General features: G+C 74.0%; 23 protein-coding genes. 9 read left to right on the top strand and 14 right to left on the bottom strand.

Annotation, left to right across the window (positions count from 1 at the left end; genetic code table 11):
* Window positions 1-58 precede the first annotated feature (58 nt).
* Window positions 59-928, top strand: coding sequence for a UTP--glucose-1-phosphate uridylyltransferase GalU (gene galU, locus D9598_RS11180; protein ID WP_198366565.1), 870 nt, complete (start codon window positions 59-61; stop codon window positions 926-928).
* Between the two features lie 82 nt (window positions 929-1,010).
* Complete coding sequence (gene pgmG / locus D9598_RS11175; protein WP_198366564.1) at window positions 1,011-2,423, top strand: phosphoglucomutase/phosphomannomutase PgmG; 1,413 nt, start codon at window positions 1,011-1,013, stop codon at window positions 2,421-2,423.
* A 57-nt stretch (window positions 2,424-2,480) separates the two neighbouring features.
* On the opposite strand, the gene D9598_RS11170 is transcribed toward pgmG, so the two are convergent.
* Window positions 2,481-3,380, bottom strand: coding sequence for a DMT family transporter (locus D9598_RS11170; RefSeq protein WP_198366563.1), 900 nt, complete (start codon window positions 3,378-3,380; stop codon window positions 2,481-2,483).
* 183 nt (window positions 3,381-3,563) lie between these two features.
* Here D9598_RS11170 and D9598_RS11165 point away from each other — a divergent pair, with 183 nt between their 5' ends.
* Window positions 3,564-4,670: a DSD1 family PLP-dependent enzyme gene (locus tag D9598_RS11165; protein ID WP_198366562.1), complete on the top strand. Its 1,107-nt coding sequence runs from the start codon at window positions 3,564-3,566 to the stop codon at window positions 4,668-4,670.
* Window positions 4,671-4,820: 150 nt separating this feature from the next.
* Window positions 4,821-5,300, top strand: coding sequence for a hypothetical protein (locus D9598_RS11160; RefSeq protein WP_198366561.1), 480 nt, complete (start codon window positions 4,821-4,823; stop codon window positions 5,298-5,300).
* Window positions 5,301-5,346: 46 nt separating this feature from the next.
* On the opposite strand, the gene metW is transcribed toward D9598_RS11160, so the two are convergent.
* The 11 genes from metW to D9598_RS11105 form a co-directional block, all read right to left on the bottom strand.
* Window positions 5,347-5,949, bottom strand: a complete 603-nt coding sequence (gene metW, locus D9598_RS11155; RefSeq protein ID WP_198366603.1) for a methionine biosynthesis protein MetW — start codon at window positions 5,947-5,949, stop codon at window positions 5,347-5,349.
* 173 nt (window positions 5,950-6,122) lie between these two features.
* Window positions 6,123-6,629: a F0F1 ATP synthase subunit B gene (locus D9598_RS11150; RefSeq protein WP_198366560.1), complete on the bottom strand. Its 507-nt coding sequence runs from the start codon at window positions 6,627-6,629 to the stop codon at window positions 6,123-6,125.
* Window positions 6,630-6,639: 10 nt separating this feature from the next.
* Window positions 6,640-7,272: a F0F1 ATP synthase subunit B' gene (locus tag D9598_RS11145; RefSeq protein ID WP_232477112.1), complete on the bottom strand. Its 633-nt coding sequence runs from the start codon at window positions 7,270-7,272 to the stop codon at window positions 6,640-6,642.
* An 82-nt stretch (window positions 7,273-7,354) separates the two neighbouring features.
* On the bottom strand, window positions 7,355-7,582 hold the full coding sequence (locus tag D9598_RS11140; protein WP_076959667.1) for an ATP synthase subunit C family protein: 228 nt from the start codon (window positions 7,580-7,582) through the stop codon (window positions 7,355-7,357).
* A gap of 85 nt (window positions 7,583-7,667) precedes the next feature.
* Window positions 7,668-8,423, bottom strand: coding sequence for a F0F1 ATP synthase subunit A (locus D9598_RS11135; RefSeq protein WP_198366558.1), 756 nt, complete (start codon window positions 8,421-8,423; stop codon window positions 7,668-7,670).
* Between the two features lie 23 nt (window positions 8,424-8,446).
* Entirely contained in the window at window positions 8,447-8,755 is a 309-nt protein-coding gene (locus tag D9598_RS11130; RefSeq protein ID WP_198366557.1) for an AtpZ/AtpI family protein, read from the bottom strand.
* Window positions 8,756-8,837: 82 nt separating this feature from the next.
* On the bottom strand, window positions 8,838-11,195 hold the full coding sequence (locus D9598_RS11125) for an EAL domain-containing protein (RefSeq protein WP_198366556.1): 2,358 nt from the start codon (window positions 11,193-11,195) through the stop codon (window positions 8,838-8,840).
* A complete protein-coding gene (locus tag D9598_RS11120) occupies window positions 11,196-11,669 on the bottom strand; it encodes a molybdopterin-dependent oxidoreductase (protein ID WP_198366555.1) in 474 nt (157 codons plus the stop codon). It lies immediately after the preceding gene.
* A 107-nt stretch (window positions 11,670-11,776) separates the two neighbouring features.
* The gene (locus D9598_RS11115) at window positions 11,777-15,769 is read right to left on the bottom strand and encodes an AAA family ATPase (RefSeq protein ID WP_198366602.1); all 3,993 of its coding nucleotides are present in this window, start codon (window positions 15,767-15,769) and stop codon (window positions 11,777-11,779) included.
* Between the two features lie 107 nt (window positions 15,770-15,876).
* Window positions 15,877-16,488: a thioredoxin domain-containing protein gene (locus tag D9598_RS11110; protein ID WP_198366554.1), complete on the bottom strand. Its 612-nt coding sequence runs from the start codon at window positions 16,486-16,488 to the stop codon at window positions 15,877-15,879.
* A gap of 216 nt (window positions 16,489-16,704) precedes the next feature.
* Window positions 16,705-17,334 (bottom strand): DUF721 domain-containing protein, encoded by a 630-nt coding sequence (locus D9598_RS11105; protein ID WP_198366553.1) that lies wholly within the window; start codon window positions 17,332-17,334, stop codon window positions 16,705-16,707.
* Window positions 17,335-17,336: 2 nt separating this feature from the next.
* Here D9598_RS11105 and D9598_RS11100 point away from each other — a divergent pair, with 2 nt between their 5' ends.
* The 5 genes from D9598_RS11100 to D9598_RS11080 all read left to right on the top strand — a co-directional run bounded on the left by D9598_RS11100 (window position 17,337) and on the right by D9598_RS11080 (window position 20,517).
* Window positions 17,337-18,425: an A/G-specific adenine glycosylase gene (locus tag D9598_RS11100; protein ID WP_198366604.1), complete on the top strand. Its 1,089-nt coding sequence runs from the start codon at window positions 17,337-17,339 to the stop codon at window positions 18,423-18,425.
* On the top strand, window positions 18,422-18,949 hold the full coding sequence (locus tag D9598_RS11095) for a biotin transporter BioY (protein WP_232477109.1): 528 nt from the start codon (window positions 18,422-18,424) through the stop codon (window positions 18,947-18,949). The genes D9598_RS11100 and D9598_RS11095 overlap by 4 nt, the downstream gene beginning before the upstream one ends.
* 82 nt (window positions 18,950-19,031) lie before the next feature.
* Window positions 19,032-19,262 (top strand): DUF3072 domain-containing protein, encoded by a 231-nt coding sequence (locus D9598_RS11090; protein WP_198366552.1) that lies wholly within the window; start codon window positions 19,032-19,034, stop codon window positions 19,260-19,262.
* 69 nt (window positions 19,263-19,331) lie between these two features.
* Window positions 19,332-19,847: a GNAT family N-acetyltransferase gene (locus D9598_RS11085; RefSeq protein WP_198366551.1), complete on the top strand. Its 516-nt coding sequence runs from the start codon at window positions 19,332-19,334 to the stop codon at window positions 19,845-19,847.
* A gap of 19 nt (window positions 19,848-19,866) precedes the next feature.
* The gene (locus D9598_RS11080) at window positions 19,867-20,517 is read left to right on the top strand and encodes a YciI family protein (RefSeq protein ID WP_232477108.1); all 651 of its coding nucleotides are present in this window, start codon (window positions 19,867-19,869) and stop codon (window positions 20,515-20,517) included.
* 22 nt (window positions 20,518-20,539) lie between these two features.
* Here D9598_RS11080 and purD read toward each other — a convergent pair whose 3' ends face one another.
* On the bottom strand, window positions 20,540-21,814 hold the full coding sequence (gene purD / locus D9598_RS11075; RefSeq protein ID WP_198366550.1) for a phosphoribosylamine--glycine ligase: 1,275 nt from the start codon (window positions 21,812-21,814) through the stop codon (window positions 20,540-20,542).
* A gap of 56 nt (window positions 21,815-21,870) precedes the next feature.
* Window positions 21,871-22,953, bottom strand: coding sequence for an AraC family transcriptional regulator (locus D9598_RS11070; protein WP_198366549.1), 1,083 nt, complete (start codon window positions 22,951-22,953; stop codon window positions 21,871-21,873).
* Between the last annotated feature and the right edge of the window lie 60 nt (window positions 22,954-23,013).

The following is a 23,013-nucleotide window of genomic DNA, read 5'->3' as shown; positions in this document are numbered from 1 at the left end:
GTTCTGCCGTTTCCTGGCGGCAGAAGAGGTTCTGACCACAGCCTGAAGGATCAGCCGAGTGACGAAACCGCTGAAGAAGGCCGTGCTGCCCGTCGCGGGCCTGGGCACGCGCTTCCTGCCCGCCACGAAGGCCCTGGCCAAGGAGATGCTTCCGGTCGTTGACAAGCCTCTCATTCAGTACGCGGTGGAGGAGGCGCGGGCCGCCGGGATCGACCAGTTCTGCTTCGTCACCGGCCGTGGCAAGACCGCCATCGTCGAGCATTTCGACGTCGCCTACGAGCTTGAGCGCACGCTGCTGGAGCGCGGCAAGAACGAGCTTCTGGAGGAGCTGCGCCAGCAGGCCCAGCTGCCCGGCTCCATCACCACGGTGCGCCAGCAGGTTCCGATGGGCCTCGGCCATGCCATCTGGTGCGCCCGCTCCTTCATCGGGGACGATCCCTTCGCCATCCTGCTGCCCGACGACCTGATGCTCTGCGACACGTCCTGCACCAAGCAGCTCGCGGACGCCTATCTCGAGACGGGCGGCAATGTCGTCGCCATCGAGGAGGTCCCGATGGAGCGCGTCAACAAGTATGGCGTGCTGGACATCCAGGAGGACAAGGGCAGGCTGGTCTCGGTCAAGGGCCTGGTCGAGAAGCCCAAGGTCGAGGACGCCCCTTCCAACCTCACCGTCATCGGCCGCTACGTGCTGATGCCGGAGGTGCTGACGCACCTGTCCAAGATGGAGAAGGGGGCCGGCGGCGAGGTGCAGCTGACCGATGCCATGGCCAAGCTGATCGGCTCCCAGCCCTTCCATGGCCTGCGCTACGAGGGCCGCCGCTTCGACTGCGGCGACAAGGTGGGGTTCCTGGAGGCGCAGATCGCCTTCGCCCTGCAGCGGCCCGACATCGCCAAGGCGGTGCACGACTTCCTGCCGAAATACGTCTGATCGCGCCGGAGCCGGGAAACCCGCCCGCCCGCCGGGCGGTTTCCCGCTCCCGACCGCCTGCACCTGAAGAAGGCCAAGCTGGATGAGCAACTTCCGCCACGACTTCCACCCCACCTCCCTGCGCGAGTACGACATCCGCGGCATCGTCGGCAAAACCCTGTCCGGCGCGGATGCCTTCGCCATCGGCCGCTGCTTCGGCAGCATTGTCGCGCGGGGCGGCGGGAAGAAGGTGGCGGTGGGCTATGACGGCCGCCTCTCCTCCCCCGAGCTGGAGGAGCAGCTGGTCGCCGGGCTGGTCGCCTGCGGCCTCGAGGTGGCCCGCATCGGCTGCGGCCCGACGCCGATGCTCTACTACGCCGCCTATGCGCTGGGCGCCGACGGCGCCGCCATGGTCACCGGCAGCCACAACCCGCCGGACTACAACGGCTTCAAGATGATGCTCGGCAAGAAGCCCTTCTTCGGCCAGCAGATCCAGGAGATCGGCCGGATGGCGGCGGCGGGCGACGTGGTGCCCGAGGCCTCCGGCTCCTCCACCCAGGTCGATGTCTCCGAGGAGTACATCGCGCGCCTGCTGAAGGATTATGACGGCGGCGACCGCGCGCTGAAGGTGGTGTGGGACCCGGGCAACGGCTCCGGCGCCGAGATCACGCGGCGGCTGGTGGCGAAGCTGCCGGGCGAGCACATCGTCATCAACGGCGAGATCGACGGCCGCTTCCCGAACCACCATCCCGACCCGACCGTGCTCAAGAACCTGGCGCAGATCATCGCCAAGGTGCGCGAGACCGGGGCCGATCTCGGCATCGCCTTCGATGGCGACGCCGACCGCATCGGCGCCGTGGACGGCGAGGGCAACATGCTGTTCGGCGATCAGCTCCTGGTGGTGCTGGCGCGCGACGTGCTGAAGAACCATCCGGGCGGCACCATCATCGCCGACGTCAAAGCAAGCCAGGTGCTGTTCGACGAGGTCGCCAGGGCGGGCGGCACGCCGCTGATGTGGAAGACCGGCCACAGCCTGATCAAGGCCAAGATGGCCGAGACCCGCGCGCCGCTGGCCGGCGAGATGTCGGGCCACATCTTCTTCGCCGACAAGTGGTACGGCTTCGACGACGCGCCCTATTCGGCGGTGCGCCTGCTCGGCATCGTGGCGCGCGCCAGCGAATCCCTGGCGCAGATGCGCGACGCCCTGCCCAAGGTCATCAACACCCCGGAGCTGCGCTTCGATTGCCCGGATGAGCGCAAGTTCGGCGTCATCCAGGAGGTCAAGGACCGCCTGGCGAAGTCCGGCGCCCAGGTGAACGACGTGGACGGCGTCCGCGTGCTGACCGAGGATGGCTGGTGGCTGCTGCGGGCCTCCAACACCCAGGCGGTGCTGGTCGCGCGCGCCGAGGCCCGCTCGGAGGAAGGGCTGGAGCGGCTGAAGGCGCTGCTGGCCGAGCAGGTCGAGGCCTCGGGCCTCGCCGCGCCGGACTTCTCTGGAGAGAATGCCGGACACTGATCCGGTCTTCGTCCGCGGCACGCCGCCGGATGGCGGCGCGCCGCGGCCCGCGCCCGCTCATTGCGGGTGCAGCGGCGGCACGCGCCGCCAGCCCTTCGGCCGCCGCACCGTCTCGCGCATGTAGGTGAAGACGCCCGAGAGGATGATGATGGCGACGCCCAGCGCCATCACCGGCTCGAGCGGGTCGTCGAAGACCAGGTAGCCGAAGGCGATGGCCCAGAGCATCTGGCTGTACTGCGTGGGGGCCACCAGCGTCGCCGGAATCCGCGCCGAGGCCAGCATGACCAGGATGTTTCCCGCCGCCGCCAGCAGGCCATAGCCCAGCAGCCAGACCCACTGCGCCGGCGTCGGCCAGACGAACCCGGGGAGCATCAGCAAGCCGCCCGTGACGATCGGGCCCAGCAGCCCCGCGCCATAGAGCGACATCCGCTTCTCGCTCTGGCCATGGGCGCGCAGCATGACCACCGTGACCGCGCCTGAGAGGCCCCCCACCGCCGCGCCCAGATGGCCGATGCCGAGGTCACGGAAGCCCGGGCGCAGCACCACCAGCACGCCGACGAAGCCCATCAGCACCGCGCCCCAGCGGCGCCAGCCGACCGGCTCCTTCAGCAGGACGACGGAAAGCAGGGTCACGAAGGTCGGCATCAGGAACAGCAGCGAGAAGGCCTCGGCCATGGAGAGATGGGTGAAGGCGGTCACGCTGCCGAGGCTGCCGGTGGCGGCGGCGGCGGCGCGCACCCACCACATCAGCCGCCTGTTGGCATGGAAGACATCCCGCAGCCGCTCCCCTCGCCGGCGCAGCAGCGGCAGGGCGAGCAGGCCCGACACCGCGCCGAAGAAGACCGCCTCATAGGGGCTGAGCGCGCCCTCCAGCAGCTTCACCGAGGCATCGCTGGCGGCGTAGGCGGCATAGGCCAGGAAGGCGAGCAGGATGCCCGGCGCGGTGGATCGGTCCATGGACGGGCGGGGCTCCGGAGGGCACGCGATTCGCCGGCCTGGCCGGCACCGGCGCTATGTTGCACCGCGGCAGGCGCCATGACAGTGCCCCGGCAATGACAGTTCAGTGCCGCCCGGGCGGCATTCCCGCCCCCGACCCCCTGGCCTAGACTTCCGCCTCCCCTTCGCCGGAGTCCCGAAGCCATGCCGCAGATCCCGCCCGCCGAACCCGGCATGCGCGAGGAGGAGGTCGATACCCCCGCCCTGATCCTCGACCTCGACGCCTTCGAGGCCAATCTGGACGCCATGGCCGCCTTCCTCGCCCCGACCGGGGCGCGGCTCCGTGCCCATGCGAAGACGCACAAATGCCCCGTGGTCGCGCTGCAGCAGATCCGCCGCGGCGCGGTCGGGCAGTGCGTGCAGAAGGTGGCCGAGGCCGAGGCGCTGGCCTGGGGCGGTGTCGGCGACATCCTGGTCAGCAACGAGGTCGTGGCGCCGCGCAAGCTGGCGCGGCTGGCGGCGCTGTCGCGAATCAGCAAGGTGGCGCTCTGCGCCGATGACGCCGGGGCCGTGGAACGGATCGAGCAGGCCGCCGAGGCGGCCGGGACGCGCCTGCCCGTGCTGGTGGAGATCGATGTCGGCGCCGGCCGTTGCGGCGTCGCGCCGGGGCCCGAGGCCGTGGCCCTGGCGCAGCGCATCGCCGGCAGCCCGCACCTGATCTTCGGCGGCCTGCAGGCCTATCACGGCCGCGCCCAGCACATCCGCAGCCCGGCCGGCCGGGCCGAGGCGATCGGAGGCGCCATCGAGCGGACGCGACGCACCGTCGAGCAGCTCCGCCAGCAGGGGTTGGACTGCGCCATCATCGGCGGCGGTGGCACCGGCACCTTCCGCCACGAGGCCGGGAGCGGCGTCTTCAACGAGATCCAGGCCGGCTCCTATGCCTTCATGGACGCCGACTACGCCGCCAACGAGGAGGCGCCGCCGTTCCGCCAGTCGCTTTTCGTGCTGGCGCAGGTGATGAGCACGCCGAAGCCGGGCCTCGCCGTGGTCGATGCCGGCCACAAGGCGGTGCCGACCGATTCCGGCTTCCCGAAGGTCTGGGGGCGCGAGGGCCTGCGCTATGCCGGCGCCTCGGATGAGCACGGCAATATCGCCATCGAGGGCGGCGCCCGTCCCGCGCTGGGCGAGACGCTGCGGCTGGTGCCGGGCCACTGCGACCCGACCATCGACCGCTATGACTGGTTCGTGGGCGTGCGGGGTGGCCGGGTGGAGTGCCTCTGGCCGATCACGGCGCGGGGCGGCATGGCCTGAGGCCCGGCTCTCCGCCTGGGGGTCTGTGAGCGCGCGCACATCGGTTCGGTCCGGCACGGAGCCAACCTGGCCCTGCCGTCAGGATGACGGCCAGGAGCCGGTCCGGACCGCGCGGCGGCTCCCGCCCTTCGGCATCGGGAGACCCATCTCATGCGCTCACTGCGATCACGCCTGGCCACCTGCCTGCTCGGCGGTTGCCTCGCCCTGTCGGCTGCCGGCCAGGCCAAGGCGCTCGACGACCTCATCTTCTACGAGGGCAACGGCTGCACCCAGGATATCGTCTTCACCTACGATTCCCGCGTGGCGCGCAACGACAACTGCAAGCGCAGCGGACCCTGCGACGGCGACAACGACGAGGCCCGTTCGCTGCGGATCCTGAAGTCCGCGGCGATGAACACGCGCATCGTCGTCTTCGACAGCCCCGATGCCCGGCAGGACGACGACTTCACCGTCATCGACATCCTGCGGCCCGACTTCATGGAGGATCAGGGCTACTGCCTGCGGTCCTTCGAGCAGAACTTCGACACGCCGCGCGAGAACCAGGGCATCCTGGTCGACTACGTCCGCAAGAACGGGCTGGACGGGAAGATCTCCCGGGTGCGGGTGATCCCGAACGGCACCGGCGGCTGAACCCTCCCGGCGCGACCCCGCGCACGGGGCCGCGCCGCCGCCCGCCTCAGGCCTTCCGGGTCAGCAGGAACAGGGCCTGTTCCCCGAAGAGATTGGCCAGGCCGACGGAGCGCTTCCAGGGCGCCCGCAGCCCCCGCTCGTCCACCGCCAGCCAGTCCTCGACCGCGTAGCCGTCCTGCTCGCAGAGGTCGAAGAAGTCGAGGATGGTGCAGGGGTGGATGTTCGGCGTCTCGTACCAGGGCCGCCCCCAGGTCGAGGTCATCGGCATGCGGCCGGTCAGCAGCAGCTTCAGCCGCACCTCCCAATGGCCGAAGTTCGGGAAGGAGACGACGGCGTGCCGGCCGATGCGAAGCATCTGCCGCAGCACCTCGCGCGGCTTCTCCACCGCGTGGATGGTGCGGGAGAGGACGACGTAATCGAAGGCGTCGGCCGGATAGGAGGCCAGGTCGTTGTCGGCGTCGCCATGGATCACCGCCAGCCCCTGCGCCACGGCGGCGCTGGCCTGGGCCATGTCGATCTCGATGCCGCGCGCATCCGCGCCCTTCTCGCGCTCCAGATGCTCGAGCAGCGCCCCATCGCCGCAGCCGATGTCGAGGACCGTGCTGCCGGGCGCGATCATCTCCGCGATCAGCCGCAGGTCGAGCCGCATGTTCTTGGCGACGTAGCGGACCGGGGCGGCGGTATCGGACAAGGCGGGGTACCTGCGGGGCGGGAAACGGGCCGGATCGATACCCCCTGCCGCGCGGCAAGGCAAACCGGAGGCACGGAAACGACAAAGGGGCCCGAAGGCCCCTCGTCCCGCGGCGACCGGCGCGACCGGCCTCAGGCGGCGCGCAGCGCCCGCGGCAGGTCGGCCACGGCGTCGTCGATCAGCTTGGCGTCCTGCTTGGCATCCAGCGTCTCAGCGATGACCTCGCGCGCGGCGGCGGCGGCCACGGCGGCGGCGGCCTGGCGCACCTCGGCGAGGGCACCGGCCTCGGCGGCCTGGATGCGCTCTAGGGCCATGCGCTCGCGGCGCTTGGCGGTCGCCTCGGCCTCGGCGGCGGTGGCGGCGGACAGGCGCTCGGCCTCCGCCTTGGCGCGGGCGATCAGCGCCGTCGCCTCGCTCTGCGCGGCGGCACGGTCGGCCTCCGCCTGGCGGCGCATCGCCTCGGCCTCGCCGCGCAGGCGGGCGGCCTCGTCGAGATCGGCGCGGATCTTGGCGGCGCGGGCGTCCAGCGCCTCGGTCGCCTTGGTCCACATGGTGCGGCCGAGCAGCACCACGAAGATGATGAAGGAGACCGCGACCCAGAAGGTCGGGTTCAGCCAGAAATGCTCGTAATGATGCATCGCGCCCTCCTCAGGCCCGGCCCTGGGCCGCCAGCTCGCGCTGCACGGCGGCGGCGACGGCGGGCTCGTTCTTCAGGCCGGTCAGCCGCGTCACCAGCGCATTGGCGGTGTCGGTCGCGACCTCGCGCAGCGCGCCCATGGCGGTGTCACGGGCCGTGTTGATGCGGGCCTCGGCGGCCTCGATCTGCTGGTTCAGCCGGGCGTTCAGCTCGGCGCCCCTGGCCGCGGCCTCGGCCTGGGCGGACTGCGTCGCCTCGGCGATGGCGGCCTGGCTCTCGGCGCGGGCGCGGGCGGTGGCGGCGCGGTGCGCCTCCATGGCGGCGTCGGCCTCGGACTTGGCGGCCCGCGCGGCCTCGAGGTCGCCCTCGATGCGGTTGCGGCGCTCCTCCAGCACGGAAGCGACGCGCGGCAGGGCGATGCTCGACAGGACGTAGTAGAAGACGCCGAAGATGATCAGCAGCCAGACGATCTGGGCGAGCATCAGCGGATTGGCGAAGTCCAGCTGCGGCATGCCGCCGGAGGCTTCCGCCGCCGCCACCGACTGGGCCTCGAGGCCGCCGGGCACCGCCGTCGCCGCCAGCGCCATCTGGGCGCCGAGGCTGTAGAGCGCGGCCGTCACGCCGGCCAGGGTCATCCGCTTCATCATCTGCATCCCTGCAATTCGCGCACCGGTTCGGAGGGGCACGGCGCCATGGCCGCGCCCCTCCTTCACTTCACCCGGCGGATCAGGTGAACAGGATCAGGAAGGCGATCAGCAGCGCGAAGAGCGCCACGGCCTCCGTCAGGGCGAAGCCCAGGATGCCGATGGGGAACACGGTGTCGCGCGAGGCCGGGTTGCGGGCCACGGACGCGATCAGCGTCGAGAAGATGTTGCCGAGCGCGAGGCCGACGCCGAACAGGGCGAGGACGGCAATACCGGCGCCGATCGCCTTCGCAGCAAGCACGATTTCCATCAGAGGTATCCCTTCGCTGATCTGATGTTAGGTCCGCCGGACGCGGTCCCGCAGAGACGTGGTCCCTTTGTGAGGACTGACCCCGTCAGTGCAGGTGCACCGCGTCATGCAGATAGATGCTGGTCAGGATGGCGAACACATAGGCCTGCAGGAAGGCCACCAGGAGTTCGAACCCGATCAGGAGGACGTTCACCCCGAGCGGCAGCACCGCGACGAGGGGCCCGACGGCGCCCAGGCCGCCCAGCAGCACGACGAAGGTGGCGAACACCTTCAGCAGCACGTGGCCGGCGACCATGTTGGCGAACAGACGGACGGAGAGGCTGATCGGCCGCGAGAGGTAGGACACCACCTCGACCGGCACGATGATCGGGGCGAGCCAGAGCGGCGCGCCCTCGGGGAAGAAGTAGCCGAAGAACTTCTTGCCATGCAGCGCCAGCGCCACCAGCGTCGTCACCGCGAAGACCAGGAAGGCCAGGCCGAAGGTGACCGCGATGTGGCTGGTATAGGTGAAGGCGTAGGGGAAGAGCCCCAGCACATTGCCGAACAGCACGAACATGAAGAGCGCGAAGACGAAGGGGAAGTAGCGCTTCCCCTCGTGGCCCACCTGCCCGGCGACGAGGTTCTCGACGAATTCGTAGAAGGTCTCGGCCAGGGCCTGGAAACGGCCCGGCACCACCGCACGCGGCGCCATGCCGAGCGTCATGATCAGCACGATGATCACCGACGCGGCGAGCATATGGGCGTTGGACTGGGTGAAGTTCACCGCCGCGCCGATCGGCCCCAGGGCCGTATGCAGCTCGAACTGGCTCAGCGCGTCGATCGTCTTGCCTTCGGCGGCCACTGCGGCTCTCCCGTATCCCGGTGCTACTTGCGCGCGCCTGTCCGGGGGTTGAACAGCCGATAGACGTTCATCACCCCGGCGACACCACCCACCACGAAGAAGACCATGAAGAGCCAGGGCCAGGAACCGAGCCAGTGGTCGAGCAGCCAGCCCAGACCCGCGCCGGCGATCAACGCCGAAACGACCTCGACGCCCGCCCGCATGCCGATCTGAAACGCGTTGGGCGGAAGCCCGTCCGGATGGTCGTTGCCACCCTGGCCGGCATCCTTCTCCAGGCCCTGCTTCCGCCGGGCCTGCCTCAGTCGCGCCTCGAAATCGTTCTGCTCGTTCAACCCTTGCTCCCGCGGTCCCCCCGCCGGAAGGCTGGACGGCTCGTAAGGGGGCCTTCATGAGGTGTCAAGGGCGGGGGCGGCATCACGGCCGCAGGGCGGCGGCCCGGAACCGCGCCGCCAGCGCCGGGGCGGGCATCGGCCGGCCCAGCAGATAGCCCTGCACGGCGTCGCAGCCGAGCGCCGCCAGGGCGGCGAGCTGCGCCTCGGTCTCCACCCCCTCGGCCACGGCCTCGGCCCCCAGCGCCCGCGCCAGCGCCAGGATGGCGGCGACGATCGCCGTGCTGTCCGGCCGGCCGGAGCCGAGCGCCTGGATGAACACCCGGTCGATCTTCAGCGTGTCAAAGCGCAGGCTCTGCAGGTAGCCGAGCGCGGCATAGCCGGTGCCGAAATCGTCGAGCGCCACCCGCACGCCGAGCGCGCGCAGCCCGGCCAGCGTCTCCCGCGCCCGCTCGGCATCCCGGATGAAGATGCTCTCGGTCAGCTCGACCTCCAGCAGACGGTGCGGCAGGCCGCTCTCCGCCAGCGCCTCGCGCACCAGCTCCACCGCCTCGGTGGTGGCGAAGAGGGAGGCGGAGAGGTTGACCGCCACCGGCATCTCCTGCCCCTCCCGCCGCCAGGCGGCGGCCTGGCGGCAGGCGTGGCGCAGCACGTGGCGCGCGAGGGCGGCGGCATGTCCGGCCGCCTCGGCCAGCGGCACGAAGCGGCCGGGCGGCACCGCGCCGCGAACGGGGTGGTTCCAGCGCAGCAGCGCCTCGCAGCCGATGGGCTCGGCGCCGCCGATGCGGTACTTCGGCTGGAAGACCAGGAACAGCGCCTCCTGCCGCAGCGCGGCGACCACCTCGCTGGTCAGCAGCCGCTCGTCCAGCACCGCCTCCTCCATCTCGGGGCGGAACAGCACCGCCTGCCCCCGCCCCGCCGCCTTGGCCTCGTAGAGCGCCATGTCCGAGCGCCGCAGCAGCGTCTCGTCCCGCCAACCCTGCCCGGGCGCCAGGACGGTGCCGATGCTGGCGCCGATGCGGATCGGCAGGCCGCCGATGTGAAAGGGCTCCTGCGCCGCCGCGATCAGCCGGCCGGAGAGGGCCAGCGCCTCCGCCGCCCCCGCCACCCGCGCCTGGATCACCGCGAACTCGTCGCCGCCGATTCGCGCCAGCATGTCCTCCGGCGCCAGGCAGGCGGCCATCCGCGCCGCGACGGCGAGCAGCAGCTCATCGCCCACCGGGTGGCCGTGGCTGTCATTCACCGCCTTGAAGCCGTCGAGGTCGATCGAATGCAGCGCGAAGGGCCAGAACGCGCCCATCCCCTCCCCTCCGCGCTCCCCGTCGACCGGCGCCAGGGCGGCGCGCAGCCTCGTCTTGAACAGGGTGCGGTTCGGCAGGTCGGTCAGCGGGTCATGCTCGGCCAGGTGGCGGATGCGGTTCTCGGCCGCCTTGCGGTGGGTGATGTCGAAGGCGATGAAGACCACGCGCCGCCGCTCGCCGCCGGCGCCGGCCACCGAGACCGCAGTGCTCAGCAGCGTCCGCGACCGACCCCTGTGGTCGATCGCCGCGCCCTCGACGAAGGGCAGCGGCCCTTCCGCCGCCAGGGCGCGCATCAGCAGCCCGGCCTGCGGGCCGTCGCAGAGGTCGGGCCCCACCCGGCCGGGCTCCAGCCCGTGGAAGCCGGCATAGGCCTCGTTCACGAAGAGGCAGCGCCCGGCGGCGTCCGTGGCACAGATCAGCGCCGGCAGGTTGTCGATCAGGATGCGCAGCGTGCCCTCGGCCTGGCTGAGCTGCTCCGCGGCGGCGCGGGATTGCGCCAGCAGCCACCGGGCGCGCGCGCTTTCCGCCAGCAGCAGCAGGATCAGCAGCCCGGCCGAGACCATGAGGCCCAGGGTGCAGGCCAGGAAGACCGTCTGGCCGGTGCCGAGATTGGCCAGCGCCTGCTGCGCCAGGGCATTGCGCTGCTGGTGGATGCGGACATTGGCGTGCCGGAGCAGCAGCTTCATCTCGGCCAGGCGGCGATCGACCCGCCCACCCGCCGCCACGCTGCCGGCGAGCATGGCCTGCAGGTCCCGCTCGATCTCGTCCAGCTCCGCCATCAGCAGGGGGGCCTGGTCGCGCAGCCGGTCCATCTCATCCTGGGGAATCCGGTCGTCCGGTGGATCGATCGACTTCATCCGGCTGTAGAGGATCTCGAACTGCTGCCACATCCGTGCCGGCGATTCGGTGCCGAGCTGTACGCCGCGCAGCACGGCCTCGAACTCGCTCAGCTCCACCAGCATCTGGCTGGCGGTCCAGACGCTGGTGCGCTGCACCCGCGCCTCCAGCTCGGATTGTGTCGTCAGGTGCAGGCCGGACGCGGCGATGGAGAGGCAGAAGAGCAGCGCCGCGCCGCCAAGGCCGAGCTTGAAGAGCGCCCCGCGCCGGCCAGCGAGCAGAGCGCGCAGGCGGCGCGGTGTCACCTATCGCACCTCGAGCCGGCGCAACTGCCAGATGGCGCGCTCATGATAGGGGGGCTGGTCCAGCTCCGGCCGCAGTGACCAGGGATAGATCAGCCAGATCGGCCCCCGGTTGCGCAGCCGCAGCGGCTCCCCGTCCAGCCGCGTGGCGAGGAAGGCGCCATGCTTCTCCGCGTCCTCGGCCGGGATCGTGACATTGTAGTGGTTGAGCGCCGAGGCCACCATGTCGCCGGACACGCCGAGGCCGCGCAGCAGGCTGCGGAGCGGCACTCCGCCGAAGGCCTGCGGGCCGCGCGTCCAGGGCGTCGCCGTGCGCAGGGTCTCGAAGCCCAGGGCCTCGATCTGCTCGAGCGTGAGGTCGATGGTCTCGCCGCCGGCAACCTGACCGTCCACGGTCAGCACGACCGGTGCGGCATCGATCCCTTCCGCCTGGCCGCGTCGCCGGGGCGACAGCAGACCGAAGCTGAGAGCGGACAACCCAAGCACGCAACGACGTCGCATTCCATCACCCCGACGCTTGGCGGAGGAGTCGCTTCAACTTCCGGAACCCGCGACGAACCGCGGATCGCGCTCGGGTAATATCCTTACGACAGCGCTTCCACCATTTCCACCGCCTTTCCAAGATCCACCGAGAGCAGCCGGCTGACGCCCCGCTCCTGCATCGTCACGCCATAGAGCCGATGCATCCGCGCCATGGTCAGCGGGTGGTGCGTGACCACCAGGAAGCGCGTGCCGGCCTCCCCGGCCATCGCCTCCAGCAGGCCGCAGAGCCGTTCGACATTGGCGTCGTCCAGCGGTGCGTCCACCTCGTCGAGCACGCAGATCGGCGCCGGCTGGCAGCGGAAGACGGCGAAGATCAGCGACAGCGCCGTCAGCGCCTGCTCGCCGCCGGAGAGCAGCGAGAGGGTGGCGAGCTTCTTGCCCGGCGGCTCGGCGTAGATCTCGAGGCCGGCCTCCAGCGGATCGTCGCTGCCGACCAGCGCCAGATGCGCCCGCCCGCCCCCGAACAGGCGGCCGAACAGGGCGCGGAACTCGGCATCGACCCGGTTGAAGACCTCGCGCAGCCGCTCCCGCCCCTCGCGGTTCAGATGGCCGATCGAGCCCCGCAGCTTGGCGATGGCGGTGCCGATCTCGTCCCGGTCGCGGTCGATGGCGCCGATCCGCTCCTCCAGCTCGGCCATCTCCTGCTCGGCCCGCAGATTGACCGGCCCCATCTCCTCGCGCTCCCGCGCCAGCCGCTCGGCCTTGCGGCGCGCCCGTTCCTCCGCGGCCTCGGAGAGATCCTCGGGCGGGTCCGGCAGCGCCGGCTGCTCGCCCAGCCGCTCGGCCAGGCGCTGCGCCACGGCGGTGGCGGCGGCCTCAGCCTGCTGCAGCCCGGATTCGGCGCGGAGCTGCGCCTCGCGCGCGGCGGCGAAGGCGGCGTCGGCCTGGCGCCGCGCCTCCCCGGCCTCGCGCTCCTCGGTCTCGGCGGCGCGCAGCCGCCTGGCGGCCGCCTCATGCGCGGCCTCCGCCTCGGCCAGCTGCCGCGCCGCGGCGGCACGGCGGGCGGCCGCCTCGTCGGGCGCGCCGGCGGCGGCCTCGCGGGCGGCGGCGGCCTCGCGCTCGCGCCGCGCCAGGCTTTCCAGCCGCGCCACGGCACCCTCGCGGCGATCGCTCCAGGAGGCGCGCTCGGCGGCGATGGCGGGCAGGCGCGCGGTGGCGCGCGCGGCCTCGGCGGCAAGCGCGGCGTCGACGTCGCGTGCCGCGGCGGCCTCCGCCCGGCGTGCCGCCAGGGCTTGCCGCGCCACCTCGACGGCGGCGCGCGCCGCCTCGGGGTCCGCCCGGCCGGCGAAGGCCCGCTCCGCCTCGGCCCGCAGACGGTCCGCCTCGGCGGCCTCCTCGGCCACGCGGCTGAGCTGCGGCGCCAGGGCGGCCAGCCGGCCTTCCGCCTCGGCGGCACGGCTCGACAGCCGCGCCTCGGCGGCCCGCGCCTCCTCGAGCGCCGCCTCGGCGCGGCGGCGGGCCTCGCGGGCAGCGGTCTCCTCCGCCAGGGCGTCCGCCTCGGCCCTGGCCGCCTGGTCCCGCGCCGCGCGGACAGTGCCGGCATCCGGCAGCCCGTCCAGCACGGCCTGGGCGGCAGCGCGCGCCGCACCGCTCAGCGCCAGCTCGGCCTCCAGCCGCTCCAGCTGCGGCCCCAGGCCGGCGAGCCGGCTCTCGGCGCGCTCCAGCGCGGCTGCCAGGCGTTCCTCGGCCTGTCGGGCGAGGGTCAGGCGGGCCTCGGCCTCGTCCCGCGCCTGGCGGGCGGCGGCCTCGGCGGCGGTTGCCCCGGCCTCGGCCCGTTGCGCCGCGCCGGCGGCCTCGGCGGTCCGCGCGGCGAGGCCGGCGGCCTCAGCCAGGGCGGCCTCGGCGGCGCGCAGCCGGTTGCGCTGCGTCAGGCGCACCGCGCCGGGGCTCGGAGCGCCGGCGCGGATGCAGTGCCCGTCCCAGCGCCAGAGAGCACCTTCCCGCGACACCAGGCTCTGCCCCGCGGCCAGCCCGGCCTGCAGCGCGGCGCCGTCGCCCTCGATCACACCGATGCGGGACAGCGCGCGGGCCAGCTCGGCCGGCGCCTCGACCAGACGGTCCAGCGGCGTGGCGCCGTCCGGCAGGGCGGCGCCGGCGGGCAGCGGCGGCAGGGCGCGCCAGTGCCGGACGGCGACCGGATCGGCGGGACTTTCCAGCGCCTCCCCCAGCGCGACGCCCAGCACCGCCTCCAGTCCGGGCGGCACGGTGACGGCATCGAGGATCGGCGCCGCCGCACCGGCCTCGCGGGCCCCGAGGAGATCCGCCAGCCCCTGCCGCTCGGCCTCGGCGCGGGCCCGGCTCGCCTCGGCCCCGGCGGCGGCGGCCCGGGCCTCGGCATGGGCCAGGGCGGCGGCGGCGCGCTGGCGCTCCGCCTCCTCCAGCGCTGCCCGGCCGGTCCCGAGCGCCGCCTCGGCATCGGTCCATGCCGCGCGCGCCGCCGCCAGCGCCTCGGGCGCGGGGCGCTCGGCCAGGGCCGCGTCGCGCTCACGCTGCAACCGGTCGCGCTGATCCGTGGCCTGACGCGCGCGATGGGCGGCGGCGTCGCGCTCCGCCGTGGCGCGGGACCGCGCCGCATCGGCCTCCGTGGCGGCCCGCCGCGCGATGGCATGCGCCTCCTGCGCGGCGGCGCGGGCGGTCTCGCCCCGCTCCAGCCGCTCGCGCGCCGCCTCCAGCGCCGCGACCGCCGCCTCGCGCGCCGCCGCCGCCCTGGCCAGGGCGTCCGGCGGCACCAGCGCGGACTCCGCCGCGGCCTGCTGCCCGGCCAGGAGGCGGCGCTGCTCCTCCGCCCGCCCCGCCCGCTGCCGCGCGGCGGCGAGCTCACGCTCCAGCCGGGCCGCCTCGGCGCTCAGCTCGGCCGCGCGGCCGGCGGCGCGGTCCGCATCGGCCTCGGCGCCGGCGGCCGCGGCCTCGGCCGCTTCCCGCGCGGCCTCGGCGGCGGCGGCACGGGCGGGCAGATCGGCGAGGATGGCCTCCAGCGCCGCGGCCTCCTGCCCCAGCCGCGCCTCGGCGGCCCGCGCATCCTCGGCGAGGCGGCTGGCATGGCCGAGATCCTCGCGCATCTGGGCGAGCTGCGCCTCGGCGGCGGCCAGCGCCTCGCGGGCGCGGCGTTCCTCCGCCTCCAGCCCTTCCTGCTCGACACGCCGCCGCTCCAGGGCGGTGCGGGCCTCGGCCTCGCGGGCGCGCGGTTCCGGCAGGTCGCGATCGGCGGCGAAGGCCCGGGTGGCCGCGCCCGCGGCGGCCTGCTCGGCGGCGCGGGTGGCGGCGCGGGCGGCGTCGAAGCCGGCGCGGGCGGCCGTGAGGTGCTGCCCGGCGCGGGCCGTCAGCAGGGCGAAGTACTCGGCCTCGGCCTGCCGCGTCATGCCGGAGAGGTTGCGGTAGCGCGCCGCCTGCCGCGCCTGGCGCTGCAGCGACTGGCGCTGCACGTCGAGCTGGCCCTTGAGGTCGTCGGCGCGGGTCAGGTTGGCCTCGGCCTGGCGAAGCTTCAGCTCCGCCTCGTGCCGGCGGGCGCGCAGCCCGGCGATGCCGGCGGCCTCCTCCAGCACCTGCCGCCGCTCCTCCGGCTTCGCCGCGATCAGCGCCGCGACGCGGCCCTGGCTGACCATGGCCGAGGCGCGGGCGCCGCTGCCGATGTCGGCGAAGAGGGTCTGCACGTCGCGGCCGCGCACCTCGCGGCCGTTGATGCGGAAGCCCGTGCCCTCGCCGCGCACGATACGGCGGGTGATCTCGAGGTCGCTGGACTGCTGGTGGGGCGGCGGGGCGAGGCCGCCGGCCTCCTCGAGCAGCAGCGTCACCTCCGCCTGGTTGCGGCCGGCGCGGGTGGCGGTGCCGGCGAAGATGACATCATCCATCTCGCCGCCGCGCATGGCGCGGGCATTGGTCTCGCCCATCGCCCAGCGCAGCGCCTCGACCACGTTCGACTTGCCGCAGCCATTCGGCCCGACGATGCCGGTGAGGCCGGGCAGCACCTCGATCGTGGTCGGCTCGGCGAAGGACTTGAAGCCGGCGATCCGCAGGCGGGTGAGCACGGCGCGCAGGGCCGCCTCGCGCGCGGCGGCCAGGCTGGCCGCGTCCCGCGACGCCTCGGCCTCCTCCGCCGCCACCGCCGGGAGCGGCGGGCCGCCGCTCCCCTCCGCCCCGCCGCTCAAGCCGCGCCGGCGAGTTCGGCGAAGCGATCGAAGCTGATCGCGCCCGGCACGGTCTGGCTGCCGAAGACGAAGCTCGGCGTGGAACTGACCTTGTGCTCCTGCTCGCCCTTCAGCCGCCCCTCCAGGATGCCGCGGCGCAGCGCCTCGTCGGCGATGGCGGCGTCCACCTGCGCCCGGCCCATCCCGGCCAGGGCGGCGACCTTGGCGATCTCGCCGATATGGTCGGCGTCCCGGGCGAAGGCCCAGCGCTCCTGGCTCGCCAGCAGGGCCCCGATGAAGCCCTCATAGCGCTCGGCCGGCAGGGCGCGGGCCACCTGGGCGGCGGCGAGCGCCAGCTGGTCGAGCGGGAAGTCGCGCCAGACCAGGCGGACCTTGCCGGTCTCCACCAGGCTCTTCTTCACCTGCGGCCAGGTCTCCTTGTGGAAATGCGCGCAGTGCGAGCAGGTCAGGGAGAAGTACTCGATCACCGTCGCGCCGGCCTCCGGCTTGCCGGCGGCGCGCTCGCCGAGGCGCGGATCGGCCCCGCCCTGGGCGCGTGCCGCCCGTATCCCGGCGAGCGGCGCGAGAATGGCGGGCGCTAGCATCAGCGTGCGGCGGGACAGCGGCATGGAGGAATCTCCTGAGGATCGAGAGGCGGCGCGGGCCAGGCGCGGCCGTGCTTAGAGCAAACGCCGGCCGGATGGAATTCTCCGGACACTCCCTGGTCCGGAGCGGCTTCTCTCCGATCGGGCGCGCCGGACACGCTCCCGCCGCAGATGGCGTGGCGGGGCGGGGCTGTCCATCCGGCGTTGCATTTCGCCATCAGTGGTCCCGCCCCGGCGGCCTCAGGAGCCGGTCGCGCGCCGGTAGACGCCCCGCCCCAGCCGCGCCAGGGCGGCGCGCAGCTCCGGGTCCTCCACCAAATCCAGCGCCCGGTTGACCGGTTCGGGGAGGGCGGCGGGCGCCGGGCGGGGAGCGCGGCGCGGCGCGGCGGGCATGGCGGACTGCACGAACCGCAGCCGCTCCACCACGCGCTGGCCGAGCGCGCCATTCACCTTGGCGATCAGCTGCGGCCCGAGATGCTGCAACTCCATGGCGACCGGGCCCGAGCAGCCCAGCGTCAGCGTGCCGCCGACCAGCCGTTGCGGCATGGTCTGCGCCGCCAGCACGGGGCCCACGATCTGCGGCCAGTCGGACATCAGATGCGCCGCCGCCGGGCTGCGCCGCCGGAAGGCCGGGCGGGTCACGCGCGGCAGCAGGGCGGCGACGGGGCGCAGGCCGAGATCGGCCCGCCAGGGCGCCTCCGCGGCCGGGGGCGCGGCCGAGGGGGATGAGGCGGGGGGGGATGAGGCGGGGGCGCGGCCGAATCGGGCGCGGGGCCTGGCGGCGGCCTCGCCCGGCGCGTCGCCGCGGGGACTTTCATGGGGACTCCCATGGGGGCTTGCCTTGCGGCGCGCTTCGTCCTCTTCCTGCATCCGTGCTGCCCCCTGCCCCCGCCCTGCTCGCCTGGTACGACCGTCACCGCCGCGCCCTGCCCTGGCGCGAGGCGGCGCGCGATCCCTACCGCATCTGGCTCTCCGAAGTCATGCTGCAGCAGACCACCGTCGCCGCCGTGACGCCGCGCTGGCGCCGCTTCCTGGCGCGTTTCCCGAGCGTCGGGGCCCTCGCCGCCGCGCCCTGGGAGGCGGTGGCCGAGGAATGGGCCGGGCTCGGCTACTATGCCCGCGCCCGCAACCTGCATGCCTGTGCCCGGGCCGTGGCGGAGCGGGGCGGCTTCCCCGACACCGTGGAGGGGCTGCGCGCGCTGCCGGGCATCGGGGCCTATACCGCCGCCGCCATCGGCGCCATCGCCTTCGACCGGCCGGTGGTGCCGCTGGACGGCAATGTCGAACGCGTCACCGCCCGGCTGCTCGCCATCGAGGAGCCCCTGCCGGGCGCGCGCCCGCGCCTGGCCGCCCTGGCCCAGGGCTGGATGGAGCAGGCGGCGGCGCGCGAGCGGCCGGCGGATTTCGTGCAGGCGCTGTTCGACCTCGGCGCCACGATCTGCACGCCGCGCAACCCGGCCTGCGCCCTCTGCCCCTGGCGCGACTTCTGCCTCGGCCAGCGTGCCGGCATCGCCGCCGGCCTGCCGCGCAAGGCCCCCAGGGCGGCGCGGCCGCTGAAGCGCGGCGTGCACTTCCTGCTGACGGACGCCGCCGGGCGCATCCTGCTGCGCCGCCGCCCGCCCACCGGCCTGCTGGGCGGCATGCTCGGCCTGCCCGGCACCCCCTGGCGCGAGGAAGGCTGGACCGAGACCGAGGCGATGGCCTTCGCGCCCGCCGCCACGCCCAACTGGCGCCTGCTGCCGGGCGAGGCGCGGCATGGCTTCACCCATTTCGAGCTGCGCATGACCCTGCTGGCGGCCGAGGCGCCGCCCGGCCTCGTGGCGGAGGGCGAATGGCTTTCGCCGGACGCGGCCATCGCGGTGCTGCCGGGCGCCATGCAGCGGCTGCTGGCGCTTGCCGGGGAGGCGGGCATCGTGGCAAGCCCGGTGGATCAAGACGCCAGAACGGACCCTCCCCGATGACGATGATCCTGCCTTCCGCCCGGCGCGCCCGCACCGGTGCCCTGTATGCCGGCCTCGCCCTGCTGGGCTCTGCCGCGCTCGCCGCCTCGGCCCAGGTCAGCGTGCCGATGTGGCCGGTGCCGGCGACCCTGCAGACGCTGGTCGTGCTGCTGCTCGGCGCCCTGGGCGGCGCCCGCTTCGGCGCCGCCACCGTGCTGCTCTATCTGGCGGAAGGCGCCCTGGGCCTGCCGGTCTTCGCCGGCGGCACCGCCGGCCCGGCCGCGCTGATGGGCCCGACCGCCGGATACCTGCTGGGCTTCGCCGCCGCCGCCTGGCTGGCCGGCCACGCCCGGGGCGCGCTGCCGCGGCAGGCCGGGGTGCTGCTGGCCGCCCACCTGCTTCTCTTCATCCCCGGCGTGCTCTGGCTGGCCACCTTCACCGGCCTGGAGCAGGCCGTCATGGCCGGTTTCGTCCTCTTCATCCCCGGCACCCTGGTCAAGACGGGCCTGGCCCTGGCGGTGCTGCGCGCCACCGGGCGCCGCTGATCGCGCGGGGGTGGCGCAACCCGCGCCGCCCCCACGTCGTTTCCATCGGGAACAAGGCGCGAACAGGCGCCCGGAGGACCCGATGGCCAAACCCAAGGACGACACTCCCGCCGACACGGCGCCCAACAACACCGTCAAGGATCCCGACAACTGGACCACGGGCGAGGAGACCATGACCGGCGCCCAGGCCAGCTATCTGAGGACCCTGAGCGAGGAGGCCGGCGAGCCCTTCGAGGAAGGGCTGACCAAGGCCGAGGCCTCGAAGCGGATCGACGCGCTGCAGGCCAGGACCGGACGCGGGCGGGACCACTGAACCCTGTCCTCCTCTGGGCAAGGGAAATGCGGCCGCGCTAAGGGTGGGCCTGGGCCGCGAGGAAGGACCATGCCCGAACACCCGACCGTCCGGATCGTCGAAGCCGCCTCGCCCGAGGATATCGCGGCGATCCGCGGCCTCTTCGCTGAATATGCCCGGGGCCTCGGCATCGATCTCGCCTTCCAGCGCTTCGAGGCCGAGCTGGCCGGATTGCCCGGGGCCTATGCGCCGCCGCGCGGAATCCTCCTCCTGGCCCGCGGCAGAATGGCCAGGCCTCTCGGCTGCGTCGCCCTGCGCCCCATGGCCGCCGAGGGTGAGGCGGAGATGAAACGTCTCTATGTGCATCCCGAGGCGCGGGGCCACGACCTTGGCCGCCGCCTGGCCCGGTCGGTCCTCGACCACGCCGCCGCCATGGGCTACCGGCGCGTCCGGCTGGACACTCTCGCCTCCATGCAGGCGGCGCAGGCGCTCTACACCGGTCTCGGCTTCCGCCGCACGGAAGCCTATTATGCCAACCCCCTGCCGGGGACGATCTACATGGCGCTGGAGCTGGACCACGGCCCGGCCCTCCCTTCGGGCAGGTGAGCCGGATGGGAGACGTGGGATGACGGAATGCCGCCTGGTCCTGGCCCGGGCCTCGGCCGGAGCCGGCGCGCGGATCGGCGCCGTGCGGGAGGCGCATCTCGCCCTCATCCGCCCCATGGCCGAGGCCGGATCGCTGATCCTCGGCGTGCCGCTGCTGGAGGAGGACGGCGCCTATCGGGGATCGCTGATGCTGGTGGCGGAGGAAGCGCTCGAGCGCTACCTCGAGGCCGAGCCGTTCCGGCGCGAGGGAATCTGGGAGAGCCACACGGTGCAGCCCTTCCGCATCGCCCCGCTGCCCTACCGTCCGCTTCCAGCGGGGCCCGCGCCCGGCCGGCCCAGCCATGTCATCGCCCTCGCCCGCGATGGCCAGGACAGCGCCGCGCCGGCACGCCGGATGGCGGCGCGCGAGGCGCATCTCGCCCGTGTCCGTCCGGCGGCGGCGGAGGGCCTGCTCGCCGTGGGCGGGGCGCTGCTGGACAGCCCGGGCGGGCGCATGATCGGCTCCCTGGCCATCACCGCGCATCCGGCGCCCGAGGCGGCCCGCGCCTGGTGGGCGGCGGACCCCTATGTGACGGAGGGCGTCTGGCGGGACGTCGAATGGCACAGCACCCGCTTCGCGCCCCTGCCCTACCGTCCCCTGCCCCATTGCCCCCTGCCTGGCACGGCCTGAGCGGGGGCCGGCGGTCTCCGGCTCAGCGATCCAGCGCGCGCCAGCCGATGTCGCGGCGGCAGAAGCCGCCGGGCCAGCGCACGGCGTCCACCGCCGCATAGGCGGCGTCGCGCGCCGCCCGCAGGGACGCGCCACTGCCGGCGACGCCCAGGACGCGGCCGCCGGTGGCGATCAGCGACCCGTCCTCCGCCCGCGCCGTGCCGGCGTGGAAGATCTGGGCGCCGGGCACCTGCGCCGCCGCCTCCAGCCCCTCGATCACGCTGCCCTTGGCATAGGCGCCGGGATAGCCGCGCGCCGCCATGACCACGACCATCGCGGCCTCGCGCGACCAGCGCAGGGTGAAGCGGTCCAGCTCGCCGTCGCAGGCGGCCAGCAGCGCGGCCAGCAGGTCCGATTGCAGCCGCATCATCAGCACCTGGCATTCGGGATCGCCGAAGCGGACATTGAACTCGATCAGGCGTGGCCCCCCGTCCGTCAGCATCAGCCCGGCGAAGAGCACGCCGCAGAAGGGGGTGCCGCGCCGCGTCATCTCGGCCAGGGTCGGGCGGATGATGCGCGCCATCACCTCGGCCTCGATCTCGGGCGTGAAGGCAGGGGGCGGGGAATAGGCGCCCATGCCGCCGGTGTTCGGGCCGGTGTCGCCCTCGCCCACGCGCTTGTGGTCCTGCGCCGCCGCCATGGGCAGCGCGGTGGTGCCGTCGCACAACGCGAAGAAGGAGACCTCCTGCCCGACCAGGCATTCCTCGACCAGGATCTCGGCCCCGGCGGCGCCGTGGACGCGATCTTCCATGATCTCGGCGACGGCCCTCTCGGCCTCCTCGACGGAGGCCGCCACCACCACGCCCTTGCCGGCGGCCAGCCCGTCGGCCTTGACCACGATCGGCGCGCCCTTCTCCCGGATATAGGCGCGGGCGGCGGCGGGGTCGGTGAAGCGCGCCCATTCGGCGCCCGGCACGCCGGCGGCGGTGGCGACCTCGCGGGTGAAGGCCTTGCTGCCCTCGAGCCTCGCCGCCGCGGCGCTGGGGCCGAAGCAACGCAGCCCGGCGGCCGCGCAGGCATCGGCCAGGCCCAGCGTCAGCGGCGCCTCGGGGCCGACCACGACCAGATCGACCGCCTGCGCCGTCGCGAAGGCGACGAGGCCGGCGACATCCTCGGCGCCGATGGCGACGCATTCGGCGATCTCGGCGATGCCGGCATTGCCCGGCGCCACCCAGAGCCGGCTCAGCAGGCCGGAGCCCGAGAGCGCCCAGGCCAGGGCATGTTCGCGGCCGCCGCCGCCCACCAGGAGAACCTTCATCGCGCGCCTACCCCTCAAGCGGAACGGCGCCGCGCTAGCATGACGCGGGCGCCGCGTCAGCCCGCCCGCGCGCGGAGGCGGGACGCGTCGGAGTGGCGGCCCCGCCAGGCCCGGTAGGCGCCGACCGGCTCCGGGGTGGCGGTGGCCGCCGCGCCACCGCGCTCCGCCAGCACCTCGCGCGGGGCGCAGCCGTAGGCGCGGCGGAAGGCGCGGCTGAACTGCGCCTCGCCGGCGAAGCCGCAGGCGAAGGCGACGGCGCTGACCCGCCGCGGCGCCGCGGGATCGCCGAGCAGGGCATGGGCGCGCTCCAGCCGCAGCCGCTGCAGTTCGGCGGCGACCCCGCCCAGCAGCGCGAAGAGGCGGTACAGGCTGGAACGCGACAGGCCCAGCGCCAGTGCCAGCGCCTCCGGCCGGAACTGCGGCTCGTGCAGCCGCGCCCGCATCAGTCGCCGCGCGCGGTGCAGAAGCGCGGCCTCCGCCGGGGCGCGGGCCCGCTCCAGCCGCTCCCGCCCGGGCGAGAGGGCGGCGGCGAGCAGCTCGGCCGTGGCGCGCGCCAGGAAGGGCGCCTCGGCGGCCGTCACGGCGGGCAGCGCGCGGCGCAGGGCCAGGAGGTGATCGCGGAACAGGGTGCCGAGCGCCCCGTCGGGCTGCACCCCGTGCCATCCGGCGGCGGGCGGCGGCGGCAGCCCGTCGAGCAGGTCGCGCGGCAGGGAGAGGCTGGTGAAGCGGACCTCGCCCGAGCGCGAGGCGAAGGGGGCCGCCAGGTCCAGGACGCGGGCGGCGCTGGGCGTGCCCTCGCCGCGCATCCCGCCGAAATCGCCGCTCCAGGAGCCGTCGTGGAACAGCATGAGGGAATAGTGATCCGCCCCGTCCCGGCGGGCGGGGCGGTCGAACCGCATGGGCGAGGCGCGCAGCGTCATCAAGTCCAGCGGGCCGAGGCGCCAGTGGCTGGCCTCCGCGGCGACCGGCGCCTCATCCTCCGGCCGCACCTCGAAGGCCGGACCGACCAGCCCGCGCCAGACCTCCAGCCGGTCCGGCGGCGCCACCGCCTCGGTGCTGAAATGGAACACGGGGAGGCCGGGCGGATCGGGCGTCTCGGTCATGCTGGTGTGGGGTGGCTCCTGCGGAAGCGACAGCATTCCCCACGGCCTGACCGATTGGCAATGCCGTGGCGCAGCGCCCCGCGTCCTTCGCCGGAG

Source organism: Roseomonas sp. KE0001, from assembly GCF_016107285.1.
Classification (GTDB): Bacteria; Pseudomonadota; Alphaproteobacteria; order Acetobacterales; family Acetobacteraceae; genus Pseudoroseomonas.
The sequence above is the reverse complement of the archived record's forward strand: the minus strand, read 5'-3'. Positions and strand labels throughout refer to the sequence as shown.

Bases quoted from the DNA above. Each gene is read 5' to 3' on its own strand.
- pgmG (WP_198366564.1), top strand. From the start codon at position 1,011: ATGAGCAACTTCCGCCACGACTTCCACCCCACCTCCCTGCGCGAGTAC.
- D9598_RS11170 (WP_198366563.1), bottom strand. From the start codon at position 3,380: ATGGACCGATCCACCGCGCCGGGCATCCTGCTCGCCTTCCTGGCCTAT.
- D9598_RS11165 (WP_198366562.1), top strand. From the start codon at position 3,564: ATGCCGCAGATCCCGCCCGCCGAACCCGGCATGCGCGAGGAGGAGGTC.
- D9598_RS11160 (WP_198366561.1), top strand. From the start codon at position 4,821: ATGCGCTCACTGCGATCACGCCTGGCCACCTGCCTGCTCGGCGGTTGC.
- metW (WP_198366603.1), bottom strand. From the start codon at position 5,949: ATGCGGCTCGACCTGCGGCTGATCGCGGAGATGATCGCGCCCGGCAGC.
- D9598_RS11150 (WP_198366560.1), bottom strand. From the start codon at position 6,629: ATGCATCATTACGAGCATTTCTGGCTGAACCCGACCTTCTGGGTCGCG.
- D9598_RS11145 (WP_232477112.1), bottom strand. From the start codon at position 7,272: ATGAAGCGGATGACCCTGGCCGGCGTGACGGCCGCGCTCTACAGCCTC.
- D9598_RS11140 (WP_076959667.1), bottom strand. From the start codon at position 7,582: ATGGAAATCGTGCTTGCTGCGAAGGCGATCGGCGCCGGTATTGCCGTC.
- D9598_RS11110 (WP_198366554.1), bottom strand. From the start codon at position 16,488: ATGCCGCTGTCCCGCCGCACGCTGATGCTAGCGCCCGCCATTCTCGCG.
- D9598_RS11105 (WP_198366553.1), bottom strand. From the start codon at position 17,334: ATGCAGGAAGAGGACGAAGCGCGCCGCAAGGCAAGCCCCCATGGGAGT.
- D9598_RS11095 (WP_232477109.1), top strand. From the start codon at position 18,422: ATGACGATGATCCTGCCTTCCGCCCGGCGCGCCCGCACCGGTGCCCTG.
- D9598_RS11090 (WP_198366552.1), top strand. From the start codon at position 19,032: ATGGCCAAACCCAAGGACGACACTCCCGCCGACACGGCGCCCAACAAC.
- D9598_RS11085 (WP_198366551.1), top strand. From the start codon at position 19,332: ATGCCCGAACACCCGACCGTCCGGATCGTCGAAGCCGCCTCGCCCGAG.
- D9598_RS11080 (WP_232477108.1), top strand. From the start codon at position 19,867: ATGACGGAATGCCGCCTGGTCCTGGCCCGGGCCTCGGCCGGAGCCGGC.
- purD (WP_198366550.1), bottom strand. From the start codon at position 21,814: ATGAAGGTTCTCCTGGTGGGCGGCGGCGGCCGCGAACATGCCCTGGCC.
- D9598_RS11070 (WP_198366549.1), bottom strand. From the start codon at position 22,953: ATGCTGTCGCTTCCGCAGGAGCCACCCCACACCAGCATGACCGAGACG.